Raw genomic sequence first — 23,511 nt, 5'->3', positions numbered from 1 at the left:
CTACTGATTTAACATTCTGTCTATGGTTAAACTCATCTCCCCGAATAACGACAAACGGGTGTCACCTCGCCTCACGCGAGCTGACTTTCCTGGCAGAAATGCTGAGATAATCCCAGCAACATTCAATCTACGTAGGCAGAAAAGGTAAGGCGTTGTACGGGGTTTCTGGGGTCGTTGGAATAGACCGTCACGGCTTTCTGCTGTGTACCCTTACGATCCTGAGGCTTGAAGTTGATCTTGATGGTGCTGCTCTCCCCTGGTTTCAATGTTGGTTTTGTTGCTGAAGCCGTTACGCAGCTGCAGTTACCCTGAAGTGACCGTATGGTTAAATCTTTTTTACCGCTGTTGGTTACCGTCACTTCGCGCGTTGCACCAGAAGCTGAAACAGTACCAAAGTCCAGAGAAGTTATGCCTAATCGCAATTGTGGGGCTTTGGCAAGCTCTTCCGGCTTCAATGGCTCGAAGTAATCTTCCAATGTGGCGTATACTGAGAATGATTTCACCGGATTGATCTCATCATCGGTTTGAATCTCTACATTGTCTGACTGAAAACCATACGCTCCTTTCAGCTTGCCGTTATAGCTGATCTTTACATTGCCTTTGGCACCAGGAGCCAGCGTCTTGGGTGTAACATCTACTTTGATGTAAGACGGGCCCGTAAACTTGCCGCTATAGGTTACGGGTTTGCTGCCACTGTTGAGGATCTGAAAATCGCGCGATGTAAATTCATCTTTGCGGTATACTTTACCAAGATTGAAAGACCCAGTCTTTAATCGCCAGCTTCCGTTCATGGCTTGAAAATCGGAAGGTTCTGATGAGCCCGCAGCATTTACTTGTCCTTTGATCTGGAGCACTAAAGGTGTGGCATCAAGATCGGTTGTTACGGTAAGTGTTTTATTGAAGAACCCTGGGCGTCCTTTCGGATTGAAGCTGGCCTGTATGTAGCCTGTCTTGCCTGGTGCTACAGGATCTTTAGACCATCCGGGCGTAGTACATCCACAAGATGCCTGTACATTCATGATCTTGATTGGACGATTGGTTCCATTCGTAAACACAAACTCATGTGTAACCGGACCGTCATCTTCCGCTACGGTTCCAAAATCAAAAATCTCTTCCTTGAATTGCAGCGGTTTGGATTGCTGTGCCTGAGCATTCCAACCCGCTACTATAAACATTAAAACAAACAGCCTTTTCATAATTCTATACTTTTAATGCTGACGAATCAGACGTTGTGTTCTTTCAATACTTTGCCGATAGTTATTCGTGGTAGTTCAATACTTTAAAACCGCCCTGGCGCAGTAAGCTATCCTTCCGCATTAGCGTGAGATCGGCGTCTACCATTTCTTTAAGGAGTGTATTCACATCGTACTTTGGTTTCCATCCCAATATCGTTTTTGCTTTGGTGGGATCACCCAGTAACAAATCCACCTCCGTTGGTCTGAAATAGCGCTCATCAATGGCCACTACTTCGGCTCCCGGCTTCAGTGTAAAATCGTCAGCAGGATCTTTAACCTGATCAACGATGCCTACTTCGTTAACACCTTTTCCTTTGAACACCAGTGTAACCCCTACGTGCTCAAACGCCTTCACCAGAAAATCGCGAACGGAAGTGGTAGCTCCGGTGGCAATCACATAATCCTGCGCAACGGGTTGTTGCAGAATGAGGTGCATGGCTTCAATATAATCACGTGCATGCCCCCAATCGCGCTTGGCTTCCAGGTTACCCATGTATAATTTCTGTTGCAGCCCCAACATAATGCGTGCTACACCCCGTGTAATTTTACGCGACACAAAAGTTTCACCGCGCAAGGGCGACTCATGATTGAAGAGTATACCATTGCATGCATACATGTTATACGCTTCACGATAATTTACTGTAATCCAGTATCCGTAAAGCTTTGCTACTGCATAAGGAGATCGCGGGTAAAAAGGTGTGCGCTCACTCTGTGGAGTTTCCTGCACTTTTCCGTAAAGCTCTGAAGTGGAAGCCTGGTATATGCGGGTCTTTTGAGATAATCCTAACAAACGCACAGCCTCCAGAATGCGAAGGGTGCCAATGGCATCGGTGTTGGCTACATACTCCGGCATATCGAAGCTCACACGCACGTGGCTCATCGCTCCGAGGTTGTAGATCTCATCCGGTTGAATCTCCTGTATGAGACGAATCAGGTTCGTTGAATCCGTCAGGTCTCCGAAATGTAGTTTCATACGGGCGCCTTTGTCATGAGGATCCTGGTATATATGATCAATGCGATCGGTATTGAAGAGTGACGATCGTCTTTTCAATCCATGCACCTCGTATCCTTTTTCCAGTAAATACTCTGCGAGGTAGGCTCCATCCTGTCCGGTGATACCCGTAATAAATGCTTTTTTCATTTAACTGCTTAAAAATAAATTGTTTTATACCTGACCCGTTTCCGAAGGCATTCGTTGTAAACGTGCCCTTAAATTATCGGAAACAGAAATTTCAATTCAATACTTCGTCACTATACTGCCTGACTATATATACTTTGCCTGGCCAGAAAATCCTGATAGGTTTTCTCAATGCCTTCGCGCAGCGATGTCTTATGCTTGAAGCCGAGCTGATGTAGCTTCGAACTATCCATCAGTTTTCTGGGTGTTCCATCGGGCTTGGTTGAATCAAATGCAATTTTTCCGGTATAGCCCGTTACTTTTCCAATGATCGTTGCCAGTTCCAGAATAGAAACTTCTTCACCCGTCCCCACATTTATCAGGTCAGGTAGATCGTAATTCGTCATCAGGAAATAGCATGCCTCTGCCAGGTCGTCAGAGAACATAAACTCACGCAATGGTCTGCCAGATCCCCAGATCGTAACTTCCGGTTTTCCGTCCACTTTTGCTTCGTGAAAACGCCTTAGCAACGCGGGCAACACGTGAGAGTTTTGAGGATGGTAGTTATCGCCATAGCCATACATGTTGGTAGGCATGGCGGAGATAAAGTGAGCACCGTATTGCTTGTGATATGCCTGGCATAATTTGATACCTGCAATCTTGGCAATCGCGTATGCTTCGTTAGTCGGTTCTAATTCTCCTGTTAAAAGACTGTCTTCACGAATAGGCTGCCCGGCAAACTTGGGATAAATACAAGATGACCCGAGAAACAGCAGCTTCTTCACACCGTTTTGGTAGGCAGCATGAATAACATTGTTCTGAATCATCAGATTATCATACAAAAACTCAACGGGATATGTATTGTTGGCGAGTATACCTCCTACTTTGGCTGCCGCCAGAAAAACGTATTCAGGTTGCTCGCGTTCAAAAAAACGATTCACCTGGTCAGCCTGGCGAAGGTCCAGCTCTTTGCTGGAAGCAGATACTATGTTTGAATGTCCATTCTTTTCAAGACAACGCACAATAGCAGAGCCCACCATGCCACGATGACCAGCCACATAAACTTTGGATGATTTGATCATAAATCAGTTTTCCGCCCCCAATTTAAAACTAATTCAGTTCTGCATTATTTTATTTTCTTTGCAACCATTATGGCAAGAATTCTGACAGGTATACAAAGCAGTGGGCGCCCACATTTGGGTAATTTATTGGGAGCGATCATTCCCGCGATTGAGCTTTCTAAAAAGCCGGGCAATGAATCTTTCTTTTTCATTGCTGATCTTCATTCACTTACAACCATTAAAGATGCTGCCACCCGCACGAACAATGTGCGCGCGGTGACTGCAGCATGGCTGGCTTTTGGTTTTGATGTAGAGAAAAACTACCTCTATCGTCAGTCGCGCATTCCGGAAGTGTGTGAACTTGCATGGTATCTGAATTGCTTCACGCCATTTCCGATGCTGGCGAACGCTCACTCTTTTAAGGATAAGTCTGAGAAACTGGCGGATGTAAATGCAGGGCTTTTTACTTACCCTGTATTGATGACTGCCGATATTATATTGTATGATGCACAGTTCGTACCGGTAGGCAAAGACCAGCGCCAACACGTGGAGATGGCGCGCGATATCGCTACATCTTTCAATAATTTTTATGGAGAAACGTTCGTCATTCCCGAAGCCAGGATCGAAGAGCAGGTAATGACGATTCCTGGTACCAACGGACAAAAGATGAGCAAGTCTTATGGCAACATTGTAGATATATTTCTACCTGAAAAAGAATTGCTCAAGCAAATCAAATCCATCGTAAGCGACAGCACGCCACTGGAAGCCCCCAAAAACCCGGACACGGATAACACATTCCAGCTCTACAACCTGTTAGCGAGTGCGGAACAAAAAGAAGCGTTGAGAAGTAAATACCTGGCAGGTAATTTTGGCTACGGTCATGCCAAGCAAGAGCTGTTTGAACTGATCATCCAGAAATTCAGCAAAGAGCGCGAGGCCTTCAATTTCTACATGAACAACCTCGATGAACTCGATAAGAAACTAGAGCAGGGAGAAGCCAGAGCCAGAGTCATCGCCCACGAAGTGCTGCACCGAGTGAGAGCGAAGCTTGGATTTTGAGTGTTCAGGTGTTGAAGTGTTGGTGTGTTGACGTTAGCCTTAACTCCAGCACTTCAATACCTGAACACTTCAACACTTATTTTGCAGTCCACACAACCTCTTTTTTATCCTTGCCAATGGTAAGGGTGAGGCGTGTAGGGTTGGTTTCGAGTAAAAGTTTGGTATCTTTTCCTGCGTATTTGTCGGTTTCTACGGGTATGCCTTTTCCGAGGTAAGCGATTGGCATCAATACATCATTGTCGGGGCACAATTCATCGTGTACATCCTGCAGGGCATCTTCCAGGTATTCGCCATACTCTGACTGAAAATCATCTTCGAGATCGTGCAACTGCTCTTCGAGATCATCGTACTTCGGGTTGTTGTAATCTATCTTCTCCAGTTCATTTCTTTTTTTAACGATTTCCTGGAGCGCTTTATCGAGTGCCTGAATGTCCACCATGTTTTGAATTTTACCCCAAAGATTAAAGAAATCATTGAATTTGAAAATAGGAAGCAGCTTTCGAAGGAACGACACCTGAAAATTTCCCCTATATTATTTTGTGGTATCTCCCGCCAGGGCAAGATGCAGCCAATAAAAATTTCTCAAATCATGTTTTGCCGAATCTCCTTTGCATCACTTCCATCCTCTGGTTTGATGGCGTAATTTCACCACAGAAGAAAATCATTCTTCACAACGTTTTTCATCTATAAATCTTTGAGACCATGAATACAGATTTTCTGCCTATCAATGGCACCGACCACATTGAGTTCTATGTTGGCAACGCCCGACAGTCAGCATTATATTATCAGCATTGCCTTGGTTTTGAACTGGTAGCTTATGCAGGCCCTGAAACGGGTATGCGTGACCGCGCTTCGTATGTGCTACAGCAAAACAAGATCAGGTTTGTGCTCACTACATCGCTGCAGCCGAACACACCAATAGCGGAACATGTTGCCAAACATGGTGATGGTGTAAAAGTGCTGGCGCTTTGGGTAGACGATGCACGCAAATCGTTTTATGAAACTACCTCGCGGGGAGCTATTGCCGCACAGGAACCAACCGTATTGAAAGATGAACAAGGTGAAGCCGTAATAGCTTCCATTAAAACCTATGGCGATACCATTCACACATTTGTGGAGCGCAGGAATTACAAAGGACCTTTTCTTCCCGGCTATAAGGCCCGCAAGAGTTCTTTAGCCCCCTCACCCATTGGCATGAAATACATAGACCACTGCGTAGGAAATGTAGAACTGGGAAAAATGAATGAGTGGGTAGGATTCTATGAACGCGTAATGGGCTTTAGTCTCCTTGTAACATTCGATGATAGTGATATCTCTACCGAATACAGTGCGCTGATGTCGAAGGTGGTATCGAATGGTAACGGATATATCAAGTTCCCCATCAACGAACCGGCCGAGGGCAAAAAGAAATCACAGATCGAAGAGTATCTCGACTTTTACCATGGACCGGGCGTGCAACACATTGCTATAGCCACAGACGATATTATTGAAACGGTGAGTCAGCTTCGTAAACGCGGTGTGGAATTTCTCTATGTTCCGGAGACTTACTATGAAGATGTACTCGATCGTGTGGGTACGATCAACGAAGATCTGAAAGAACTGAAAAAGCACAACATCCTGATCGACCGCGATGAGGAAGGCTACCTGTTGCAAATCTTCACCAAGCCGGTGCAAGACCGCCCCACCCTTTTCTTTGAGATTATTGAACGTAATGGTGCGAAGTCATTCGGCAAAGGAAACTTCAAGGCGCTGTTTGAATCGATCGAACGCGAGCAGGCACTGAGAGGAAACCTTTAGAAAGGCAGAAAGCTTAACGTATAAAGATGAAAGCTCCGTTGCCTCCACACTTTATAACTTTAAGCTTTTTACTTTAAGCTTTAAGCCTTAAGCTTACTCAAGCAGTACGCTTCTGTATTTCTTCGGATCCTGCAATGCTTTTGCGGCACCTTTGCTTACAGAGTGCAGGGCTTCATCATCAATATGAACGGGTAATTTTATACGATCTTCAAAGCGCTCGCGCAAGCCGCGCAGGTATGCATTGCCACCGGTGATGTGAATTCCGTTCTGGTATATATCGGCTGCCAGTTCGGGAGGGCATGTCTCGAGTGTTTGTATCACCGCATGCTCAATGGCATTGATCGATTTATCGAGGATGCGCACCACTTCCGTGTGATCAATTTTGCGAGTAACCGGTATACCTTCTATCAGGTCTTTACCGCGAACCATGATCGGATCCGGGATATCTTTAATAGAGTCTGTTACCGCTCCTATTTTTATTTTTACCTGTTCTGCCGTCTTCAGACCAATGGCCATATTGTAGGCCCTGCGAAAGTGATCCTGAATCTCTTCGTCAAATGAATCGCCTGCAACCTTTACTGACTGAAAGGCTGCAATGCCGGAGAGTGAGGTGATCACGATCTCGGTAATGCCTCCGCCAATATCGATGATCATTTTACCATTCGGCTCCTGAATATTCAATCCCATACCCATAGCTGCAGCCAAAGGTTCAAATATCAAATAGGTATGTTTTGCATTGAACTGATCCAGTGCATCGCGCAAAGCTCTTCTTTCAACTTCTGTTGTAGCGAAGGGTATACCGGAGATGATATATTCATATCCACCCAGGAAAGATTTATCCCGGGTTACCTGGCGAACCATCTCATGGATCATGCGACTGGCTGAATCATAATCAGCAATCACACCACCCCGTAGTGGCTTTACAGGCTTAAGGTCATCATGATTTTTCTCAAACATGTTGTAGGCCTTCTCACCTACTGCCTTTACGCGGTTGCTCTCTGTTTCAAATACAATGTAAGAGGGCTGAGCCACTAATAAGTTATTCTTATCACGCACCAGCGTGTTGTTGTTACCCAGATCAATTGCCAGGCTTCTGTTTCTAAAAAAGTTGAAGTTCATCATCACAAAAAAATTATTCCGCTCGTAATCACTATTCCCCAGAAATCCATCGAGACTTTAAAGAGCGATCAAATATCGTAACTTCCAAAAGTCTAACCAATCAAAAGTACCTTATGTCGAATGAATCAACAAAATCACGCAGAAGCTTTCTCAAGAAAGCAATCGGTACAGCGATCATCACCGGAACAGCTCCGTCCTTGTTGGGTAAATCATCGTCTGGAAAAATTATTGAACTTCAACACACCAAACTCCCCGCACGAACTTATGCTGCGAATGATCGGGTAAATGTAGCCGTGATTGGTATGGGAATAATGGGCTTTAGCAACGCAGAAACAACGGTACAGATACCCGGCGTTAAACTGGTAGGAGTTTGCGACCTGTATACAGGCAGGCTGGACCACGCCAAAGAGATCTATGGCAAAGAACTTTTCACCACCAAAAATTATAAAGAATTGCTCGATCGTAAAGATATTGATGCTGTAATTGTGGCAACATCTGACCATTGGCACGACCGGATTACCATTGAAGCACTAAACAAAGGCAAGCATGTTTATTGCGAAAAACCAATGGTTCACAAGCTGGAAGAAGGCGCAGAGGTAATTGCTGCACAAAAGAAGACAGGTAAAGTAGTGCAGATCGGAAGTCAGCGCGTAAGCTCTATCGTAACATTAAAAGCACAGGAAGTTTTTGAATCGAACGTTATAGGCGACCTGGTAATGGTAGAAGCCTTTATGGACCGACACAGCTCGAATGGTGCCTGGCAATATGCGATTCCTACCGATGCCAAAGCCGGCACAGTGGATTGGGATAGTTTTGTAGGCGATGCACCTAAAGTAGCGTATGACCCCGTGCGCTTTTTCCGCTGGCGCAATTACCAGGATTACGGCACCGGTATAGCAGGCGACCTTTTTGTACACCTCTTCTCTGCATTGCATACCATTACCAGTTCAAAAGGTCCCAACCGTATCTATGCCTCAGGCGGACTTCGCTATTGGAAAGATGGTCGCGATGTTCCGGATGTGATTACCGGTATATATGACTATCCGGAAACCAAACAACACGCAGCCTTCAACCTGCAGACACGTGTAAATTTTGTAGATGGCAGTGAAAGTGGTGAACACATCAGGCTTGTGGGTACTGATGGCGTAATAACATTGGGATGGGGCGCTGTAAAAGTTGAACGTCATAAATTATCGAGCACACCCACGTATGGTGGCTGGGACTCTTTCGAAACGTTTACTGAGGCACAACAGAATGAGTATAAGAAATGGTATGAGGCAACGTATCCCCCAACAAAGCCGGTAATGATTGAGCCTGACGTGGAGTATAAAGCACCTCAGCACTACGATGCGAATTACGATCATCACCAAAACTTCTACGCAGGTATCCGCGAAGGCAAGGCTATAAAAGAAGATGCACTCTTCGGCATGCGTGCTGCCGGCCCGGCACTGGCGAGCAACAAGAGTTACTTTGAGAAGAGAATTATTAACTGGGATCCGGAAACTGCTTCATTGGTAAAATAGGTTACCGTTAACCGTTACAGGTTAATCGTTATTCGAAGAGCTTATTAACGATTAACCTGTAACGGTTAACGGTAATTCGCTAATCTATATATACCCCAATAATCATTAGAGGCAACAATTAAACAACTAACGTGTAACTGCTAACGAATAACGGTTATCTATTTTTAATTCTACCCGACACCTGCGATCTTACGGGCAAATACATAATTCCACAAAACCATGAAGAAACTATCTGCCCTGGTGATGCTGGCTGCACAACTGATGCTGCTGGCTTGTTCATCGCCACCTAAAAATGAAGCACAGGAAACGCAGCCTGCACTGGATAGCCTGTTGCAACAATATCATGAGGAACATCTGAAGTTGTTTCCCATCGAGGCTACGATGGCGGGCGATAACCGCTATAATGATTTGCTTCCGAATAACTTCTCGCAAGCGTATCGCAGCGAGCTTCAGAAATTTTTTACACACTATCGCGATCAGCTCACTTCGTACGACAGAACCAAATTATCGGGCGAAGACCAGGTAAGTTACGATATACTTTTGTGGGAATGTAACATAGCATTGGAGGGCCTGAAGTTTAAGGATTACCTCACGCCTGTCAATCAGTTCTGGTCAATGCATTTGCTGATCGGGCAACTGGCGAGTGGCAGCAGCCTGCAGCCTTTCAAGACGGTAACCGATTACGATAACTGGCTGAAGCGCCTCGATGCGTATGTAGTTATGACCGATACTGCAATTGCCAATATGAAGAAAGGGATGGCTACCGGATACGTGATTCCACAAGTGCTGGCGGAGAAAGTTGTACCTCAATTGTCTGATCTTGATCACGGTCCGGTAAAAGAGCACCTCTTCTACAACCCGGTGAAAATGTTTCCGAATGATTTTTCTGCAGAGGATAAAACCCGCCTCACCCAGGCATATGAAGATGTTATCCAGACGAAAATTATACCGATCCATAAAAAACTTAACGACTTCCTGAAAAAGGAATATATACCTGCATGTCGCGCAACAGCGGGTATATCGGCATTGCCGGATGGAAAAGAATACTATGGCTACCTGATCAAGCTATATACCACTACGGATAAATCGGCTGATGAAATCTTTGCGCTGGGCAAGAGCGAAGTAGATCGCATTACGAAAGAAATGGAAGCGGTAAAAGAACAGGTTGGGTTCAAGGGCGACCTGAAGGCATTCTTTGCACACCTCCGCACCAAAAAAGAATTGATGCCGTTCACGAAGCCTGAGCAAGTGCTGGCTAATTTCGAAGCGATACACGAGCGCATGAAACCAAACCTGGCGAAGTTGTTCAACAAAACTCCGAAGACACCTTTCGAAATAAAGCGCACCGAAGCATTCCGCGAAGCATCGGCCAGTGCCGAGTATAATCCCGGTTCACAGGACGGAACACGCCCGGGAGTATTCTATGTGCCTATACCGGATGTTAAAAAATACAACATGCTTTCAGACGAAGACCTCTTCCTGCACGAAGCTATACCGGGCCACCACTACCAGATATCATTGCAGCAGGAAAATACAAGTCTGCCGGCTTTCCGCAGAATACTGAGCTATAGCTCGTATGCCGAAGGATGGGCACTCTATACCGAATCGCTCGGCAAGGAACTTGGATTGTATACTGATCCCTATCAATACTTCGGAATGTTAAGCGCAGAGATGCACCGTGCTATACGCCTTGTAGTAGATGCCGGTATACATACGCAAGGCTGGTCACGCGAGCAGGCAATTAAATACTCGATGGATCACGAAGCGGAAACGGAAGATGGGATTATCTCCGAGATTGAGCGCTATATGGCTATACCTGGACAGGCACTGTCTTACAAAATAGGCCAGTTAAAAATACGCGAGCTGCGCACGCATGCTGAACAGGAACTCGGTGATAAATTCAACATTGCTCTATTCCACGACCAGGTGCTTGACTCGGGCTGCATGCCTCTGAAAGTACTGGAAGACAAAATCAATCACTGGATTGAAGAAATGAAAAAACCGTAGTAAAGAGCTTCGGCTGCCAGCTACCAGTTAACTAGCGGTGTGAGGTTATGGGATTTGAGTGTGTGAATTGCTGAAAGTAATTCACCACTCATCACAGCCCACAAACAAGCCTGGCTAGCCAGAACCTAGTTGCCCTTCCTCTCGCGGCTAATGGCTGGCAGCTCACAGCTACACTTTAAATCGCGTGCTCTGTAAGTTCTCATATTGCCCGATGGGCAAACGGATGGTAAATCGCGATCCTTTATCCAGATTTGTTTCGAGTGCAATGGTACCGTGTAGTTTCCCGATTGCTTTCCGCACAATATATAGCCCCAGGCCATTTCCTTTGCTGCGGTCGCTGCCGCGGAAGTACATTTCGAAAACACGATCCTGGTATTCTGTCTGAATGCCTTGCCCGTTATCTTCCAGTATCATAACACATTCTTCTTTTTCCTGGTATACCTGAAATTTTATATAGGGGTCCACCGGTGTACTGAAGGTTATGGAATTTTCAATCATGTTCTCGAAAACAATGCGTATCATGGCAGGGTACGACACGAGTGGTTCAAGCATCTTTACTTCACAATAGGTTTTCATGCCTTTTTCCTCCAGTTCTTCGCGGAAGTCTTCACATACATTCAAAAATATTTCTTCGATCAATACTTCTTTATATACCAGTTGCTGCGCTCCTACATCACTGATAGATTGTAGTTTGATAAGCATCTTATCCAGGCTTCGCGCGGTTTCGCGAACTTTATCGAACAGATCAAGTGCTGTTTGATCTTTGATCGTTACTTTGGCCACTTCGGCCAGGCCCATAAAAGTGGTGAGTGGCCTGCGGAAGTCGTGAGACGACCGGTAAAAAAATGTATCAAGTTCTTTATAGGCTTCGTTTAGTTGTGCAGTACGCTTGCTCACCGCATCATCGAGATCATGGTTGATGGCGATGATCATTTCATTCGTTTCACGCAACTCTTCTGACTGTGCCTGGATTTCCTCGGTTTTCTCTATAAGCTCTTCATTAAGTTTAACAAGCCGCTGATTGTTTTCCGTAAGTTCTTCCGATTGTGCCTGGATTTCTTCCTTCTGTTCCGAAATCTCACGGTTCGCCTTTCTGATCTGTTTGTTATATTGATACGTAATTAATGCCAGCGATGAAATAAGCACGGAGCCAACAATGGCAAACAGGATTACTGTGTTCTGCAGATTGATTTTTGATTCCTGTATTCGTATCTGATTATCCTGCAACTGCTTTTGTTGATTCAACAGCGTAATCTCCTGGTTCTTTCGCTGCACCTGGTATAACGCCTCCAGCTCAGCCAATCGTCCGGAGCTGTTTTCGCTGTATATACTATCCTTTAGCTGTGTATACCGTTGATGCGTTGCCAAGGCTTTGCGGATATCGCCCGTTGCTTCGTAGTATTTGGACCAGAACAAATTATTATTCATCAGCAGGTTTTTGGAGTGGAGTTCTTCGCCAATGCTTTGTGCACGCAGTAAATATTTGTGAGCCTCTGCATATTGCCGGGTTTTTATATACAGGTTTCCAATGGTATTGTATGATACACCGAGCGCGAATTTATTCCCGATCTGTTCGTCAATTACCAGCGCTTCCAATTGGTAACGCAGTGCTTCGGCATCGTTGTTACGTGCTTCATACACCAGGCCGATGCTAAACAGGCTTGCAGAGATTCCTTCACGATGCCCGATTTTTCGGCGTATGCTTAATGATTGCTGCAAATTCTTCAGCGACTTATCGTATTGCTTCTCCTGCAGGTATATCATTCCCAATACATTATAACAGCTGGACAAGCCATATTCATCGTGTATCTCTTCGCGAAGTTTCAGCGAACGATCCAGGTATTCGTGCGCTACTTCAAAATTTACCTGATTCTTATAGATCCAGGCTATATTGCTCAACGCACGGGCTGATTCATACTTATCCTTCAGCCGCTCGGCTATTCGAAGGGCCTCAAAGAAATATTTCAGGGCAAGGTCATTTTGCGCCAGTTGCTCATATACTTTGCCAATGCTATAGTATACTTCCTGATTTGTAGCCGGGGTGTTCGTCTTCTCCAGCATTTTTAGCGCAGAAAAAAAGTGTTCGAGGGCAGCAGTATACTCGCCGGCATCGAACTTCACCTGCCCCTCGCCTATCTGACAATGCAACTGCAGAAATTCATCGTTCAACGCATGGGCCAGCGCGCAAGCCTGCACTACGTATTCGTCAGCCTGCTTATAATGAGTCATGCTCTTGCTTACTTTGGCTAACTGAAACCACGTATCGGCTACATTGTATCGGTCGCCTTTTTCCTGGTATAGTCGCAGTGCCTTCATCAATGCATCGTATGCCTGTGCATTTTTCCATTGAAGTATATAAAGCTTGGCCTGCGATTTATAAGTAATAGCCAGGTAATTCCGGGAATGCACTTGCCGTAGCACGGTAAGCGCACGTGTATAGAAGAGATCAGCAGAATCGTATTTGGCAATGGTGCGATATAAATTACCGATCATGCAATAGCCATAGCCCAGCAGATCGTCCATCGGCATCTTCAGGTCAATGGCTTGCCTGAATTGCACCAGACTTTTTCCATACTCACCTATACTCTGGAAATAGTAACCTTTCAGAATCAATGCATAACGCATCCCGCGTGCATACGCAACCTGTCTGGCCAATGTATAGGCCCGCTCGGCATAAGCATATCCCTGCTCAAGATCATCATGATAGCAGGCAGAGCTGGCCTGGCAAAGAAGATCTGCACGCGCCTTATCGTCTGGCGCATGCTTTATTACCTGCAACAAACTATCCACTTTGGTCTGTTGACTAAACGCCTGGAATGTTACTATAGAAAAACAGACCAGGACTAAGGGTAGCCCTCTCATAGGTAGATTTAAAGCCTTATAAACACCTTAATTTAGAGAATACCAATTCAAAAAAGTATTTATTTCAAATAATTCATTTGCAAATAGTACCTTTCAAATAGATCATAACCTGCATGTTTAAATCCATCATCTTCTCCAAGTCTGAGCTTATACGCGAAAAACAGAAAGACTATCGTAACATCGTGATTATACAAGTGGTCATTATTGTATTTGGGCTTACGCTTTCAGAATTTTTACTGGAAGGCACGCAAACACCCGCCGCTAAATTGGTTACCTCCATATTCTCACTCTTTGCAGCTGTATATGCTTTCCTGCTGTGGGATTTACTCCGGGATTTCACCCAAAACAAACTGCTGGTGCGCACATGTCTCTTTACTTTGTTCGGCATAGTGGGCACCGGTATATTAGTAGAGTTTCCATACTATACCATTTTGCAGGTTCCCAACCGGCAGCTTTACCTGCTCATTATACATGGGCTGCTTTTCCCGATCGAAGTAACCGTGATCAGCTTTGCTATACGCGATATATTTTCCGGCGAATTTCTCACACCCGACAAGCTCTGGGGCTCTGCCTGTATCTTTCTGATGATCGGTATATCCTTCGGAAGTCTGTATGATCTCATTTGCATCGTAAAACCCGGTAGCCTGGGCGTGGCGTTCGGCATGGGACTGCCCAATTACGCGGAAAGTGTACGTTATAGTCTCTGTATACTGGGTGGGCTCGACCCTGGAATGCCTGATGCTAGCCGGCTTATCAAGAACATCAGTGTGCTTGAAGCTGTATGGAGCAACCTGTTCGTAGTATTGATCATTGGTAAACTGATGGGATTGCCCCGTCCTCCCAAAGAGCAGGATACAGTCCCATCGTAACATTATACTTTCTTCATAGTTCATAGCCAGATTACTTATACCATTTTATATACCGTCATTTAAACCTTCCCCTATATGAACAACCGCAGGATTCTACCCCTCATCATTCTGGGCATCGTAGCACTGATCGTAGTGCTCATGCTATCGTCCAGTATTTTTTACAAGATAGGTCCCTCTGAACGGGCCGTTATCTTCTACCCTTTCGGTAATGGCCTGGATAAAGATCAGATCATTGAACCCGGCACGCACATGAAGGCACCGTGGAATGATGTAATTATATATGAAGTAGCCGAAATAACCTCGGACGAGAACATGGATATAAATGACAAGAATGGTCTGCCGATTCATGTCGATGTATCAGTGCGGTACTTTCCCATGCCTGCCAAAATCGGTAATATCCACGAGAAGTTTACGAAGGATTATGTAAATCGCCTGGTGATTCCGGAAGTGCGATCGGTATCGCGACAGGTAATGGCTAAATATACTGCCGAAGAGATTTACTCTACCAAACGGGCCGAGGTTGAAACATCGATCAAGAGTGAGACCGAAAAGATATTGAACGCTAACTATGTGAATGCTACAGCGGTACTGATCCGTTCCATCAAGCTCCCCGATCAGATACGCGTTGCTATCGAGAATAAACTTCAGCAGGAACAGGAAGCACTGGCTTATCAATACCGTTTGGAGAAAGAGAAAAGTGAAGCCGAGCGCAAGCGTATAGCAGCCGAGGGAGAAGCACGCGCCAATAATATAGTTAACAGTAGCTTAACCGACAGGCTGCTGAAGATGCGCGGCATCGAAGCAACACTGGAATTGGCAAAGTCCCCAAACAGCAAAGTAGTAGTGGTTGGTTCCGGCGGAGACGGATTACCGTTGATTCTGGGCAATAATTGAAAAAAGAATTAAAAATTAATGGATTTTTAACGCATTCCTTTCGATTGCAACGATCTGCCCTGTATATTTAAAACCGCTGTTAAATCTCATATTAAAATGTCGAAAACTGCTGAATTAATCATTGATGGTAAGTCTTATACACTGCCAGTCATTGAAGGATCTGAAGGAGAAGTTGCTGTAGATATCAGCGATCTTCTGGAAAAAGCCAAAGTAATTACTCTGGACTTAGGTTATAAAAATACAGGCGCCACCAAAAGTGCGATCACGTTTCTGGATGGTGACCAGGGTATTCTCCGTTACCGCGGCTACTCGATAGAAGACCTGGCGGAAAAGTCTAACTTTCTGGAAGTTGCTTACCTGCTGATATTCGGTGAGTTACCCAGCAAGGCACAGTACGATAAATTTTCGAACGACATTAAGACCCATACCCTGGTGCATGAGGATGTGAAGAAGATACTCGATGGCTTTCCATCTACCGCTCACCCGATGGGCGTGCTGGCATCACTCTTCTGTTCACAAACAGCTTTCTATCCGGAGTCACTCGATCCGAACCGTTCAGCAGAAGGAGTATACCTGAGCATCGTTCGCTCGCTGGCCAAGATGCCAACCTTCGCTGCCTGGGCTTATAAGAATGCTGTAGGCCATCCGGTAAATTATCCTGACAACTCTCTGAGCTATAGCTCGCGCTTCCTCAAAATGATGTTTGCCTTACCGGCTGAACAATATGAGGTTGACCCGGTAGTAGCCGATGCACTTGACAAACTTCTGATCCTGCATGCTGATCACGAACAGAACTGTTCTACATCAACGGTACGCATCGTAGGTTCATCCAAAGCAAGTATATACTCCTCTATATCTGCTGGTATCAATGCCCTGTGGGGACCGCTGCACGGTGGTGCCAACCAGGAAGTAATTGTGATGCTGGAAGCCATCAAGAAAGACGGTGGTGACACCGAGAAATGGATCAACAAAGCAAAAGACAAAAATGATCCGTTCCGCCTCATGGGCTTCGGACACAGAGTATATAAAAACTTTGATCCGCGTGCAAAGATCATCAAGAAAGCTGCCGATGATGTACTCAACAAACTGGGCATCAATGATCCGGTATTGGAGATTGCACAAAAACTCGAAGAAGCTGCATTGAAAGATCCATACTTCGTAGAGCGCAAGCTATATCCGAATGTTGATTTCTACTCGGGTATTATTTACCGTGCACTCGGCTTGCCAACCGATCTCTTCACTGTAATGTTCGCAATGGGTCGTCTGCCAGGCTGGATCGCCCAGTGGAAAGAACTCCGCGAGAACAAAGAACCTATCGGTCGCCCGCGCCAGATTTATACCGGTGCCAAGCTCAGACCATACGTAGAAATGTCTAAACGATAATCGTTACACGTCACACGTTAATCGTTGTCTGGTATATACCTGGATAACGATTAACGTGTAACGGATAACCGATAACGAATATGGAATTACAACAACAATTTGAAAGCGCTGTAAGCCGCTCGAAAGAGTTAACCAGGCGTCCTTCCAATGAAGAACTGCTCACCCTTTATGCGCTTTTTAAACAAGCTACCGAAGGCGATGTAACCGGAGAACGTCCGGGAGGATTCGATTTCAAAGCCATTGCCAAGTTCGATGCCTGGGAAGAACTGAAAGGCAAAACAAAAGAAGTGGCCATGCAAGACTATATCCAGCTTGTCGAAAAGCTTTATCAACAATACGCGTAAGCGTGAATCTTTTTTATCAGCCCCGTATCCCCGAAGGAATTTTATATCTCGATGCCGATGAATCGCGGCATTGCGTTCGTGTGTTGCGCCATACCGTTGGCGACAATATCCGCATCACCGATGGTAAAGGATTCTTCTATGATGCCGTAATCACGAAAGCTGATGATCGCGAATGCCAGTTCCACATTGAAAATAAAATTGCTCAGCCCCCACGTGATTTTTTCATTCATATAGCCATTTCTCCTACCAAGAATGCGGACCGCATCGAGTGGTTTGTTGAAAAGACCGTAGAGCTCGGCATCGACAAGGTATCGTTGATTGAATGCGATAACACCGAACGCACCTATCTGAAAAAGGAACGTCTTGAAAAAGTAGCGGTCAGTGCCATGAAGCAATCCCTTAAAGCAACGACACCCGTTATCGAAGGATTACTTTCCTTTCAAGATATAGTCACCAGCCACGAAGCCAGTAAATTTATAGCTTACGTAGACCAACAGAATCCTGACCATCTCAAAAATATAGCGCTTCCACAAAAATCATATCTGGTATTGATCGGTCCCGAGGGAGATTTCTCTCCTGAAGAATTAACGTTAGCCCTCAACAACGGCTTTCAAAAAGTTAGCCTCGGCCACAGCAGGCTACGCACAGAGACTGCCGGTATAGCAGCGTGTCATATTTTGAATCTCACGAATAGTTAGTTACTGGCCTCTCACTGCTGGCCACCAGATAAGTGTGAGTGGTTAAGCATGTGCATACCAGCCGTAACAATTAACCAATAACGGACAACCATTAACTTCCCTTCCAGCAGACTGAAGCTTGCAGCCAGCTACCAACTCGTTTCTTTTTGCCATACAAAACACTACATTTACTTTTTACCTTTTGCCTATGGTGTTAAACTATATCTGGGTTTGTTTCTTCCTCATTGCATTTGTTGTTGCGCTCATCAAGCTCATTGTGCTGCAAGACGTTGAGGTTTTTCCCAAGATGCTGCAGTCAACATTCGACATGGCCAGGACTGGCTTTGAAATATCCATCGGGTTAACCGGCGTGATGTCGCTCTGGTTAGGGCTTATGAAGATTGGTGAACGTGGTGGTATGGTGGCTATTCTCTCACGACTTGTTGGACCATTTTTCTCACGACTGTTTCCGGAAGTCCCCAGGAATCACCCGGCTATTGGTTCGATCATTATGAACTTCAGCGCCAACATTCTTGGTCTTGATAATGCAGCCACGCCACTCGGGCTAAAAGCCATGAAGGAACTACAGGATCTAAATGCAGAGAGTGAAACCGCTTCCAACGCACAGATCATGTTCTTGGTACTTAATACATCTGGCCTAACTGTTATACCCTTGTCTATTATAGCCGATCGTGCTACACTCGGCTCTGCCAATCCTACCAATATATTCATTCCAACACTGATTGCCACGTTCTGTTCTACCATTGCCGGACTTATCTATGTAGCGGTTAAACAAAAAATAAACCTGTTCGACCGCGTGGTGCTGGCGTACCTTTTAGGACTCAGTGCTGTTGTGTGGGGCGCTGTACTATATTTCGCTTCGCTTTCTCCTGAACAGCTTCAACAACAGTCTACACTAGCCACGAGCATTATCATTGTTACCATCATCATCATGTTTATTGTGTTGGGGCTTACCAAGGGTATTCCGCTGTTTGAAACATTTGTAGACGGTGCCAAAGAAGGCTTTCAGACATCGATTAAAATTATTCCTTTTCTGATCGCTATGCTGGTAGGAATTGGTCTTTTCAGAACGTCTGGAACCTTAACCTATATTACCGATGGCATCGCGTGGATATTTACTCAGATTGGAGTGAATACTGATTTTGTCGGAGCACTGCCTGTGGCATTTATGAAACCGCTCAGCGCGCAGGCAGCAAGAGGTATGATGATAGAGCTTGCCAAAACAACTCCCGGCGGTGTGGATTCTTTTGTTTCCAACCTGGCTTCCATCTTCCGCGGATGCGCAGAGACAACGTTCTATATCCTGGCTGTGTATTTTGGGTCTGTAAATGTGAAGAGGACTCGCTATGCGGTAACCGGTGGACTCATTGCAGATGTTGCGGGAATTGTAGCCGCCATTTTTGTCGGTTACATGTTCTTCCATTAAAATATAAAGTTAAGTAATTGTTGTTAAACTCCCCAATCACGATTATCATTGTTCTATGGAAAGAAAAGCGGATATCCAAAAGACCATCTACGATAACGCAAAGAGTCACTTCCTCGGAAATTTTCCAGATTCGCTCCCTATCGAACAGGCTTATGTACACATTGGTATGTATCTCGGGTGGATCATTGATTCCGGATTATACTCAGAGTATTTTGAAGATGAAGCGTCAAACCAAATATTCCGCTTTAAGCGAAGAGAAATCTCCTGCACTATTCTGAGTGAAATATGGGATGGTTATTTGGGATATGAGCTCTTTAACCGCCAGGGTAATATGTTTACCTATTACTATTATGGTGGTGGCCTCTACAGGAATGATTACGATGAGATTCTTGTAAGAACTCTGCCCTCAATCTATCACGTAACGGATAGCTGGGAAAACTACGAGAAAATCAAAAACCGCATCGACATGCGTTTCTCTGATTGGAAGAAACTCGTAGGAAACTGAATGTTGATTTAAAAGTATTCTAAATATAAAAGGCTGTTCGTTTTGAGCAGCCTTTCTTATTTCAGTACCGTTATCGGTTACACGTTAATCGTTACAAGTTCAATTATACAACTATACTTCTGCATTTATCCTTTGTGCAACTTTGTATTCTTTGAGAAACTTCGTGTCACTGGATTTCTTCGGCTATTTATTCACCACCATTTTCCCGTTTTTATCCACCACACTTTGCAGCGCATCGGCTTTGATAGTAAGCTCACCTGTATCGGCTTTGAAAGCCAGTTCTTTCGGCACAAAAGCAAGTTGATAATTGGTACTCCAGGCTAATCCATCCGAGCGGTATATCTTGGCCAGTGTGGCCGCGTACTTGTTGTCCTTATTCGCCTTCTCAGTATACATCAGCACAAAGTAAATTTGCCCGGCAGCATCCGAAAACGTAAGCGACTTCGCCATGGGCAATCCCGACTGGCGGAAGCTTGTTTTATCTACAGCGAACTTAATCTTGATATCCGGCACGCGGGTAGGCGTAATGGAATAGAAATATCCTTCAGCATTCAGCGAGTCTTTGTAGTATAGCCCTGCGGTATATTTCTCGTCTACAATAGAAAGCGGTTTAAAGCGTGAACGCCTGGCCTCCCTGAACAGCGGAATTGAATCAGAGAGTTGCACCAGCCAGCGGAGTGACTCATTACGTTTGGAAAGCCTTGCATTGAGTTTTCCTTTTTCCTGCTCGGCAAACTCTTTCGACAGCTTCACATAACTCTTCAGTACAATTGTATTGTTATAGGTATTGGCGATGAAGAATGAATAGTCTTCCGCTTTTTCATCGATATTTTCTGTGCTCAGTTTTGCAGCTATACTATCGAGCTTCATTGCGCAGCGTAGTTCTTTGGTAGTGCGCTCAACCTGCAGGTGAACATCTGTAGAATCGACCAGCTTCCGGTGCTCCAGCACGGTGGAGCGATACTCTAAATCTGCAATCTTAAGACTGAATATTTCCATCGGCAATGGTTCTTTGTCATACTTTTTCAATTGATCCATCAGCAACTTATCGATCAACGTGGTCAGATCACTCTTCACAGATACCGAATCTTTACCCAATTTCTCACGCAGCTTGTTGATCTCGATATCATATTCCACGAGATGTTTATTCATTGGAAAAATTTCCTTTTCCACAACTGCTTTCGACTTCTCTGCAAAACGCTTGTAATCCCATACATCCAATTCGTTCTGGTAAAAATCAGCCAGCGAAGTTCCGTCCTTCTTGAAGTCTGTCACTTCGCGGGGCACCATTACCTGGTTATAGTTTGTCCTTCCCAACGTGGAGAGACTCCCTTTGTAATTTTCAAAAGCCTTCACAGCAGAATCGTATCGCACGGCCAGTGTTGATAATGTTTTGATAAGAGTCTCATCGGCACGCAGGTAAAATTCCTTTTCGCCGGGATAAGCGCTTTGTATGCTACGGAATAATGCATTGGATTTTTTATACAGACTGTCGGCTAAAACAAAATAATACTTCACCATCTTCAACCGGTCCGTACGTTCACGCAGGCCTTCCAATTTCTTTTGCAGATCGAATTGCACATCGGAAAGCTTCACACCAAATTCTCCGGTGCGAAGATCTCTGCGGTTGTATAGCTCATAATATTCATCGTTACGCTTCAATTCCTTCTCCGTGATCATCTGATTCGCTTTGGTATAATAGTAGATCGCGGTGTCCATGTGCGAAAGCGTGCGCTCCGTCTGCTTCAGAATATCATCTTTGGAAGCTTTCTCATGGAAAATAATGCCCATAAAAAGATAGGCATTCGGATTATCGTCATTCTCCTTGATGTATTTTTTCAAAAAGGGCTCAGCAGCTTCGTATTGCTTCGTTTTGAGCAGCCCGTAAATATCCTTGTACTTCACCTTCTGGCCGTAGACAGCGGAAACCAGCAGGAAAAGAAACACCGTGTTGATTAAACCAACTTTTATCATGGGTAGAGTGCAAATTAATCTCGCTAAATTAATTAAAATCACGATAGAATCGTAACCGTGGAAAGTGGCCTGTACTCGCTATCTTTGTCAGGAAATATTTCCACACCGGATGAACATCTGAAGCCGCCCACAACGTTTTCAATCTATACGCTATGAAAAAACTCGTTACATCGCCTCGCTTTTTATCCGTATTGCGCATGGTCCGCCCGTGGATTACTGTGATTGCGGTAGTCGCTATATTACGTTATACTGGTCTGTTGGCAGGTATATCCGTGGCGGCCAACAGCGCACTCATGAAAACCGGCTTGCTGGACGCATCGCCAACTGCTACTGAGCCTGCCAAAGATTTTGATTTTAATTTCACTGTAAAAGACCTCAGCAACAACACGATCGACTTCAAACAATTTAAAGGAAAAACTATTTTCCTTAACCTCTGGGCCACGTGGTGCGGACCATGCCGTGCTGAAATGCCTTCTATTCAAAAGCTTTATGAACAAGTCGACCACAGCAAAGTTGTATTTGTGATGCTGTCATTAGATCGTGCCGAAGACACTCAGAAAGTATCGCAGTATATAAAAGATAAAGGGCACACTTTCCCGGTATATATACCCACGGGATATTTACCGGAGCAACTGAATGTACCTTCTATACCCACTACATTCGTGATCAGCCCGCAGGGAAAAGTTGTCTCCAGGAAAGTGGGCACTGCCAATTACGACACGAGCGACTTTAAAGAGTTTCTTGAAAAAATGTAATCGCGTTTTGGTTCAAGTATAAATTCAGCCTCTGTCCTACAGGAGTTGCATGAGTTCACGTCTTACTACTTCCATGCCGGTGCTTGCTTTGTCAGCAATCATTTTTACATAGGGAATATTACCTATATCCGGCAGCTTCGGATCGACAACAAATTTCATTGATTCGTATGGAACATAATTGATAAGTCCTGCCGCAGGATATACCACCATCGATGTGCCCACCACCAGGAATATATCGGCTTCGCCTGCATGATAGGCGGCTACTTCCATCAATGGCACCATCTCACCGAACCACACTATATTCGGGCGCAACTGCGAGCCTTTCTCACAACGATCGCCCATTTTCAATTCCCATCCTTCTATCGGATATACTAACGTCTCATCCTGTGTGCTACGTGATTCAAACAAGCTGCCATGTAAGTGAATTACTTTCGATGAGCCAGCGCGTTCGTGCAGGTTATCTACATTCTGCGTTACGATTGTTACATCAAAATGTTGTTCCAGCTCTGCGAGTATTTCATGTCCGCGATTCGGTTTTACTTCGAGTGCTTTCTTTCTGCGCTGATTATAAAAGTCGAGCACGAGCGCAGGATCTTTATGCCATCCTTCCGGAGATGCTACATCCTCCACCCGAAAGCCTTCCCACAAACCATTCGAATCACGAAACGTTGGGATGCCACTCTCGGCACTAATGCCAGCCCCGCTGAGGACAACAAGTTTTTTCATTCTGTGTTAAAAGGAAATGAAACGACTAACTACGACTCAAATATACTCTTAGACAATCCTGATTGCCGGATGGATTGCAATGTGCCCAGCTTTATTTCTTTGTGATTAGGTACGGGAACTGTAATGGTGGTGCTATCGGTTTCGCTGCACGATGATA

General features: G+C 45.0%; 20 protein-coding genes. 12 read left to right on the top strand and 8 right to left on the bottom strand.

What is annotated here, in order from left to right:
• Window positions 1–122 precede the first annotated feature (122 nt).
• The 3 genes from V7Q33_RS08645 to fcl all read right to left on the bottom strand — a co-directional run bounded on the left by V7Q33_RS08645 (window position 123) and on the right by fcl (window position 3,434).
• Window positions 123–1,196: a DUF1573 domain-containing protein gene (locus tag V7Q33_RS08645; protein WP_333819580.1), complete on the bottom strand. Its 1,074-nt coding sequence runs from the start codon at window positions 1,194–1,196 to the stop codon at window positions 123–125.
• A gap of 61 nt (window positions 1,197–1,257) precedes the next feature.
• Window positions 1,258–2,376, bottom strand: coding sequence for a GDP-mannose 4,6-dehydratase (gene gmd, locus V7Q33_RS08640; RefSeq protein ID WP_331976408.1), 1,119 nt, complete (start codon window positions 2,374–2,376; stop codon window positions 1,258–1,260).
• A gap of 110 nt (window positions 2,377–2,486) precedes the next feature.
• Window positions 2,487–3,434 carry a GDP-L-fucose synthase gene (gene fcl / locus V7Q33_RS08635; RefSeq protein ID WP_331976406.1) on the bottom strand — a complete coding sequence of 316 codons (948 nt, stop codon included), beginning with the start codon at window positions 3,432–3,434 and terminating at the stop codon, window positions 2,487–2,489.
• 69 nt (window positions 3,435–3,503) lie between these two features.
• Here fcl and trpS point away from each other — a divergent pair, with 69 nt between their 5' ends.
• Window positions 3,504–4,472 (top strand): tryptophan--tRNA ligase, encoded by a 969-nt coding sequence (gene trpS, locus V7Q33_RS08630; RefSeq protein ID WP_333819579.1) that lies wholly within the window; start codon window positions 3,504–3,506, stop codon window positions 4,470–4,472.
• A 76-nt stretch (window positions 4,473–4,548) separates the two neighbouring features.
• Here the strand turns inward: trpS and V7Q33_RS08625 are convergent, their stop codons facing one another.
• Window positions 4,549–4,911, bottom strand: a complete 363-nt coding sequence (locus V7Q33_RS08625) for a hypothetical protein (protein ID WP_331976402.1) — start codon at window positions 4,909–4,911, stop codon at window positions 4,549–4,551.
• 263 nt (window positions 4,912–5,174) lie between these two features.
• On the opposite strand from V7Q33_RS08625, the gene hppD reads away from it, so the two are divergent.
• The gene (hppD, locus tag V7Q33_RS08620; protein WP_331976400.1) at window positions 5,175–6,269 is read left to right on the top strand and encodes a 4-hydroxyphenylpyruvate dioxygenase; all 1,095 of its coding nucleotides are present in this window, start codon (window positions 5,175–5,177) and stop codon (window positions 6,267–6,269) included.
• Window positions 6,270–6,362: 93 nt separating this feature from the next.
• Here hppD and V7Q33_RS08615 read toward each other — a convergent pair whose 3' ends face one another.
• Window positions 6,363–7,391 carry a rod shape-determining protein gene (locus V7Q33_RS08615; RefSeq protein ID WP_333819578.1) on the bottom strand — a complete coding sequence of 343 codons (1,029 nt, stop codon included), beginning with the start codon at window positions 7,389–7,391 and terminating at the stop codon, window positions 6,363–6,365.
• A gap of 110 nt (window positions 7,392–7,501) precedes the next feature.
• Here V7Q33_RS08615 and V7Q33_RS08610 point away from each other — a divergent pair, with 110 nt between their 5' ends.
• Together V7Q33_RS08610 and V7Q33_RS08605 are read left to right on the top strand one after the other, a co-directional pair.
• Entirely contained in the window at window positions 7,502–8,911 is a 1,410-nt protein-coding gene (locus tag V7Q33_RS08610; RefSeq protein ID WP_331976396.1) for a Gfo/Idh/MocA family protein, read from the top strand.
• A gap of 219 nt (window positions 8,912–9,130) precedes the next feature.
• A complete protein-coding gene (locus tag V7Q33_RS08605; protein WP_333819577.1) occupies window positions 9,131–10,918 on the top strand; it encodes a DUF885 domain-containing protein in 1,788 nt (595 codons plus the stop codon).
• 168 nt (window positions 10,919–11,086) lie between these two features.
• Here V7Q33_RS08605 and V7Q33_RS08600 read toward each other — a convergent pair whose 3' ends face one another.
• Window positions 11,087–13,780, bottom strand: coding sequence for a tetratricopeptide repeat-containing sensor histidine kinase (locus V7Q33_RS08600; protein WP_333819576.1), 2,694 nt, complete (start codon window positions 13,778–13,780; stop codon window positions 11,087–11,089).
• 113 nt (window positions 13,781–13,893) lie between these two features.
• Here V7Q33_RS08600 and V7Q33_RS08595 point away from each other — a divergent pair, with 113 nt between their 5' ends.
• From V7Q33_RS08595 to V7Q33_RS08565, 7 genes are all read left to right on the top strand, one after another.
• The gene (locus V7Q33_RS08595) at window positions 13,894–14,649 is read left to right on the top strand and encodes a hypothetical protein (protein WP_333819575.1); all 756 of its coding nucleotides are present in this window, start codon (window positions 13,894–13,896) and stop codon (window positions 14,647–14,649) included.
• A gap of 75 nt (window positions 14,650–14,724) precedes the next feature.
• Window positions 14,725–15,543: a prohibitin family protein gene (locus V7Q33_RS08590; RefSeq protein ID WP_333819574.1), complete on the top strand. Its 819-nt coding sequence runs from the start codon at window positions 14,725–14,727 to the stop codon at window positions 15,541–15,543.
• Window positions 15,544–15,639: 96 nt separating this feature from the next.
• Window positions 15,640–16,926 (top strand): citrate synthase, encoded by a 1,287-nt coding sequence (locus tag V7Q33_RS08585; RefSeq protein WP_331976387.1) that lies wholly within the window; start codon window positions 15,640–15,642, stop codon window positions 16,924–16,926.
• An 80-nt stretch (window positions 16,927–17,006) separates the two neighbouring features.
• Window positions 17,007–17,270, top strand: a complete 264-nt coding sequence (locus tag V7Q33_RS08580) for an acyl-CoA-binding protein (protein WP_331976385.1) — start codon at window positions 17,007–17,009, stop codon at window positions 17,268–17,270.
• Between the two features lie 2 nt (window positions 17,271–17,272).
• A complete protein-coding gene (locus V7Q33_RS08575; protein WP_333819573.1) occupies window positions 17,273–17,968 on the top strand; it encodes a 16S rRNA (uracil(1498)-N(3))-methyltransferase in 696 nt (231 codons plus the stop codon).
• Window positions 17,969–18,155: 187 nt separating this feature from the next.
• Window positions 18,156–19,394, top strand: coding sequence for a nucleoside recognition domain-containing protein (locus V7Q33_RS08570; RefSeq protein ID WP_333819572.1), 1,239 nt, complete (start codon window positions 18,156–18,158; stop codon window positions 19,392–19,394).
• A 55-nt stretch (window positions 19,395–19,449) separates the two neighbouring features.
• Window positions 19,450–19,899, top strand: a complete 450-nt coding sequence (locus V7Q33_RS08565; RefSeq protein WP_331964345.1) for a DUF7832 domain-containing protein — start codon at window positions 19,450–19,452, stop codon at window positions 19,897–19,899.
• A gap of 183 nt (window positions 19,900–20,082) precedes the next feature.
• Here V7Q33_RS08565 and V7Q33_RS08560 read toward each other — a convergent pair whose 3' ends face one another.
• Window positions 20,083–21,873, bottom strand: a complete 1,791-nt coding sequence (locus V7Q33_RS08560; protein WP_333819570.1) for a hypothetical protein — start codon at window positions 21,871–21,873, stop codon at window positions 20,083–20,085.
• Window positions 21,874–22,025: 152 nt separating this feature from the next.
• Between V7Q33_RS08560 and V7Q33_RS08555 the strand changes: the two genes are divergently transcribed.
• The gene (locus tag V7Q33_RS08555; RefSeq protein WP_333819569.1) at window positions 22,026–22,628 is read left to right on the top strand and encodes a TlpA family protein disulfide reductase; all 603 of its coding nucleotides are present in this window, start codon (window positions 22,026–22,028) and stop codon (window positions 22,626–22,628) included.
• 36 nt (window positions 22,629–22,664) lie between these two features.
• Here the strand turns inward: V7Q33_RS08555 and V7Q33_RS08550 are convergent, their stop codons facing one another.
• The gene (locus V7Q33_RS08550) at window positions 22,665–23,354 is read right to left on the bottom strand and encodes an SIR2 family NAD-dependent protein deacylase (RefSeq protein ID WP_331976375.1); all 690 of its coding nucleotides are present in this window, start codon (window positions 23,352–23,354) and stop codon (window positions 22,665–22,667) included.
• Between the last annotated feature and the right edge of the window lie 157 nt (window positions 23,355–23,511).

Origin of the sequence: Ohtaekwangia sp. (assembly GCF_036786105.1) — a bacterium.
Classification (GTDB): Bacteria; Bacteroidota; Bacteroidia; order Cytophagales; family Cyclobacteriaceae; genus Ohtaekwangia.
This window is presented reverse-complemented; position numbering and strand designations above follow the sequence as displayed.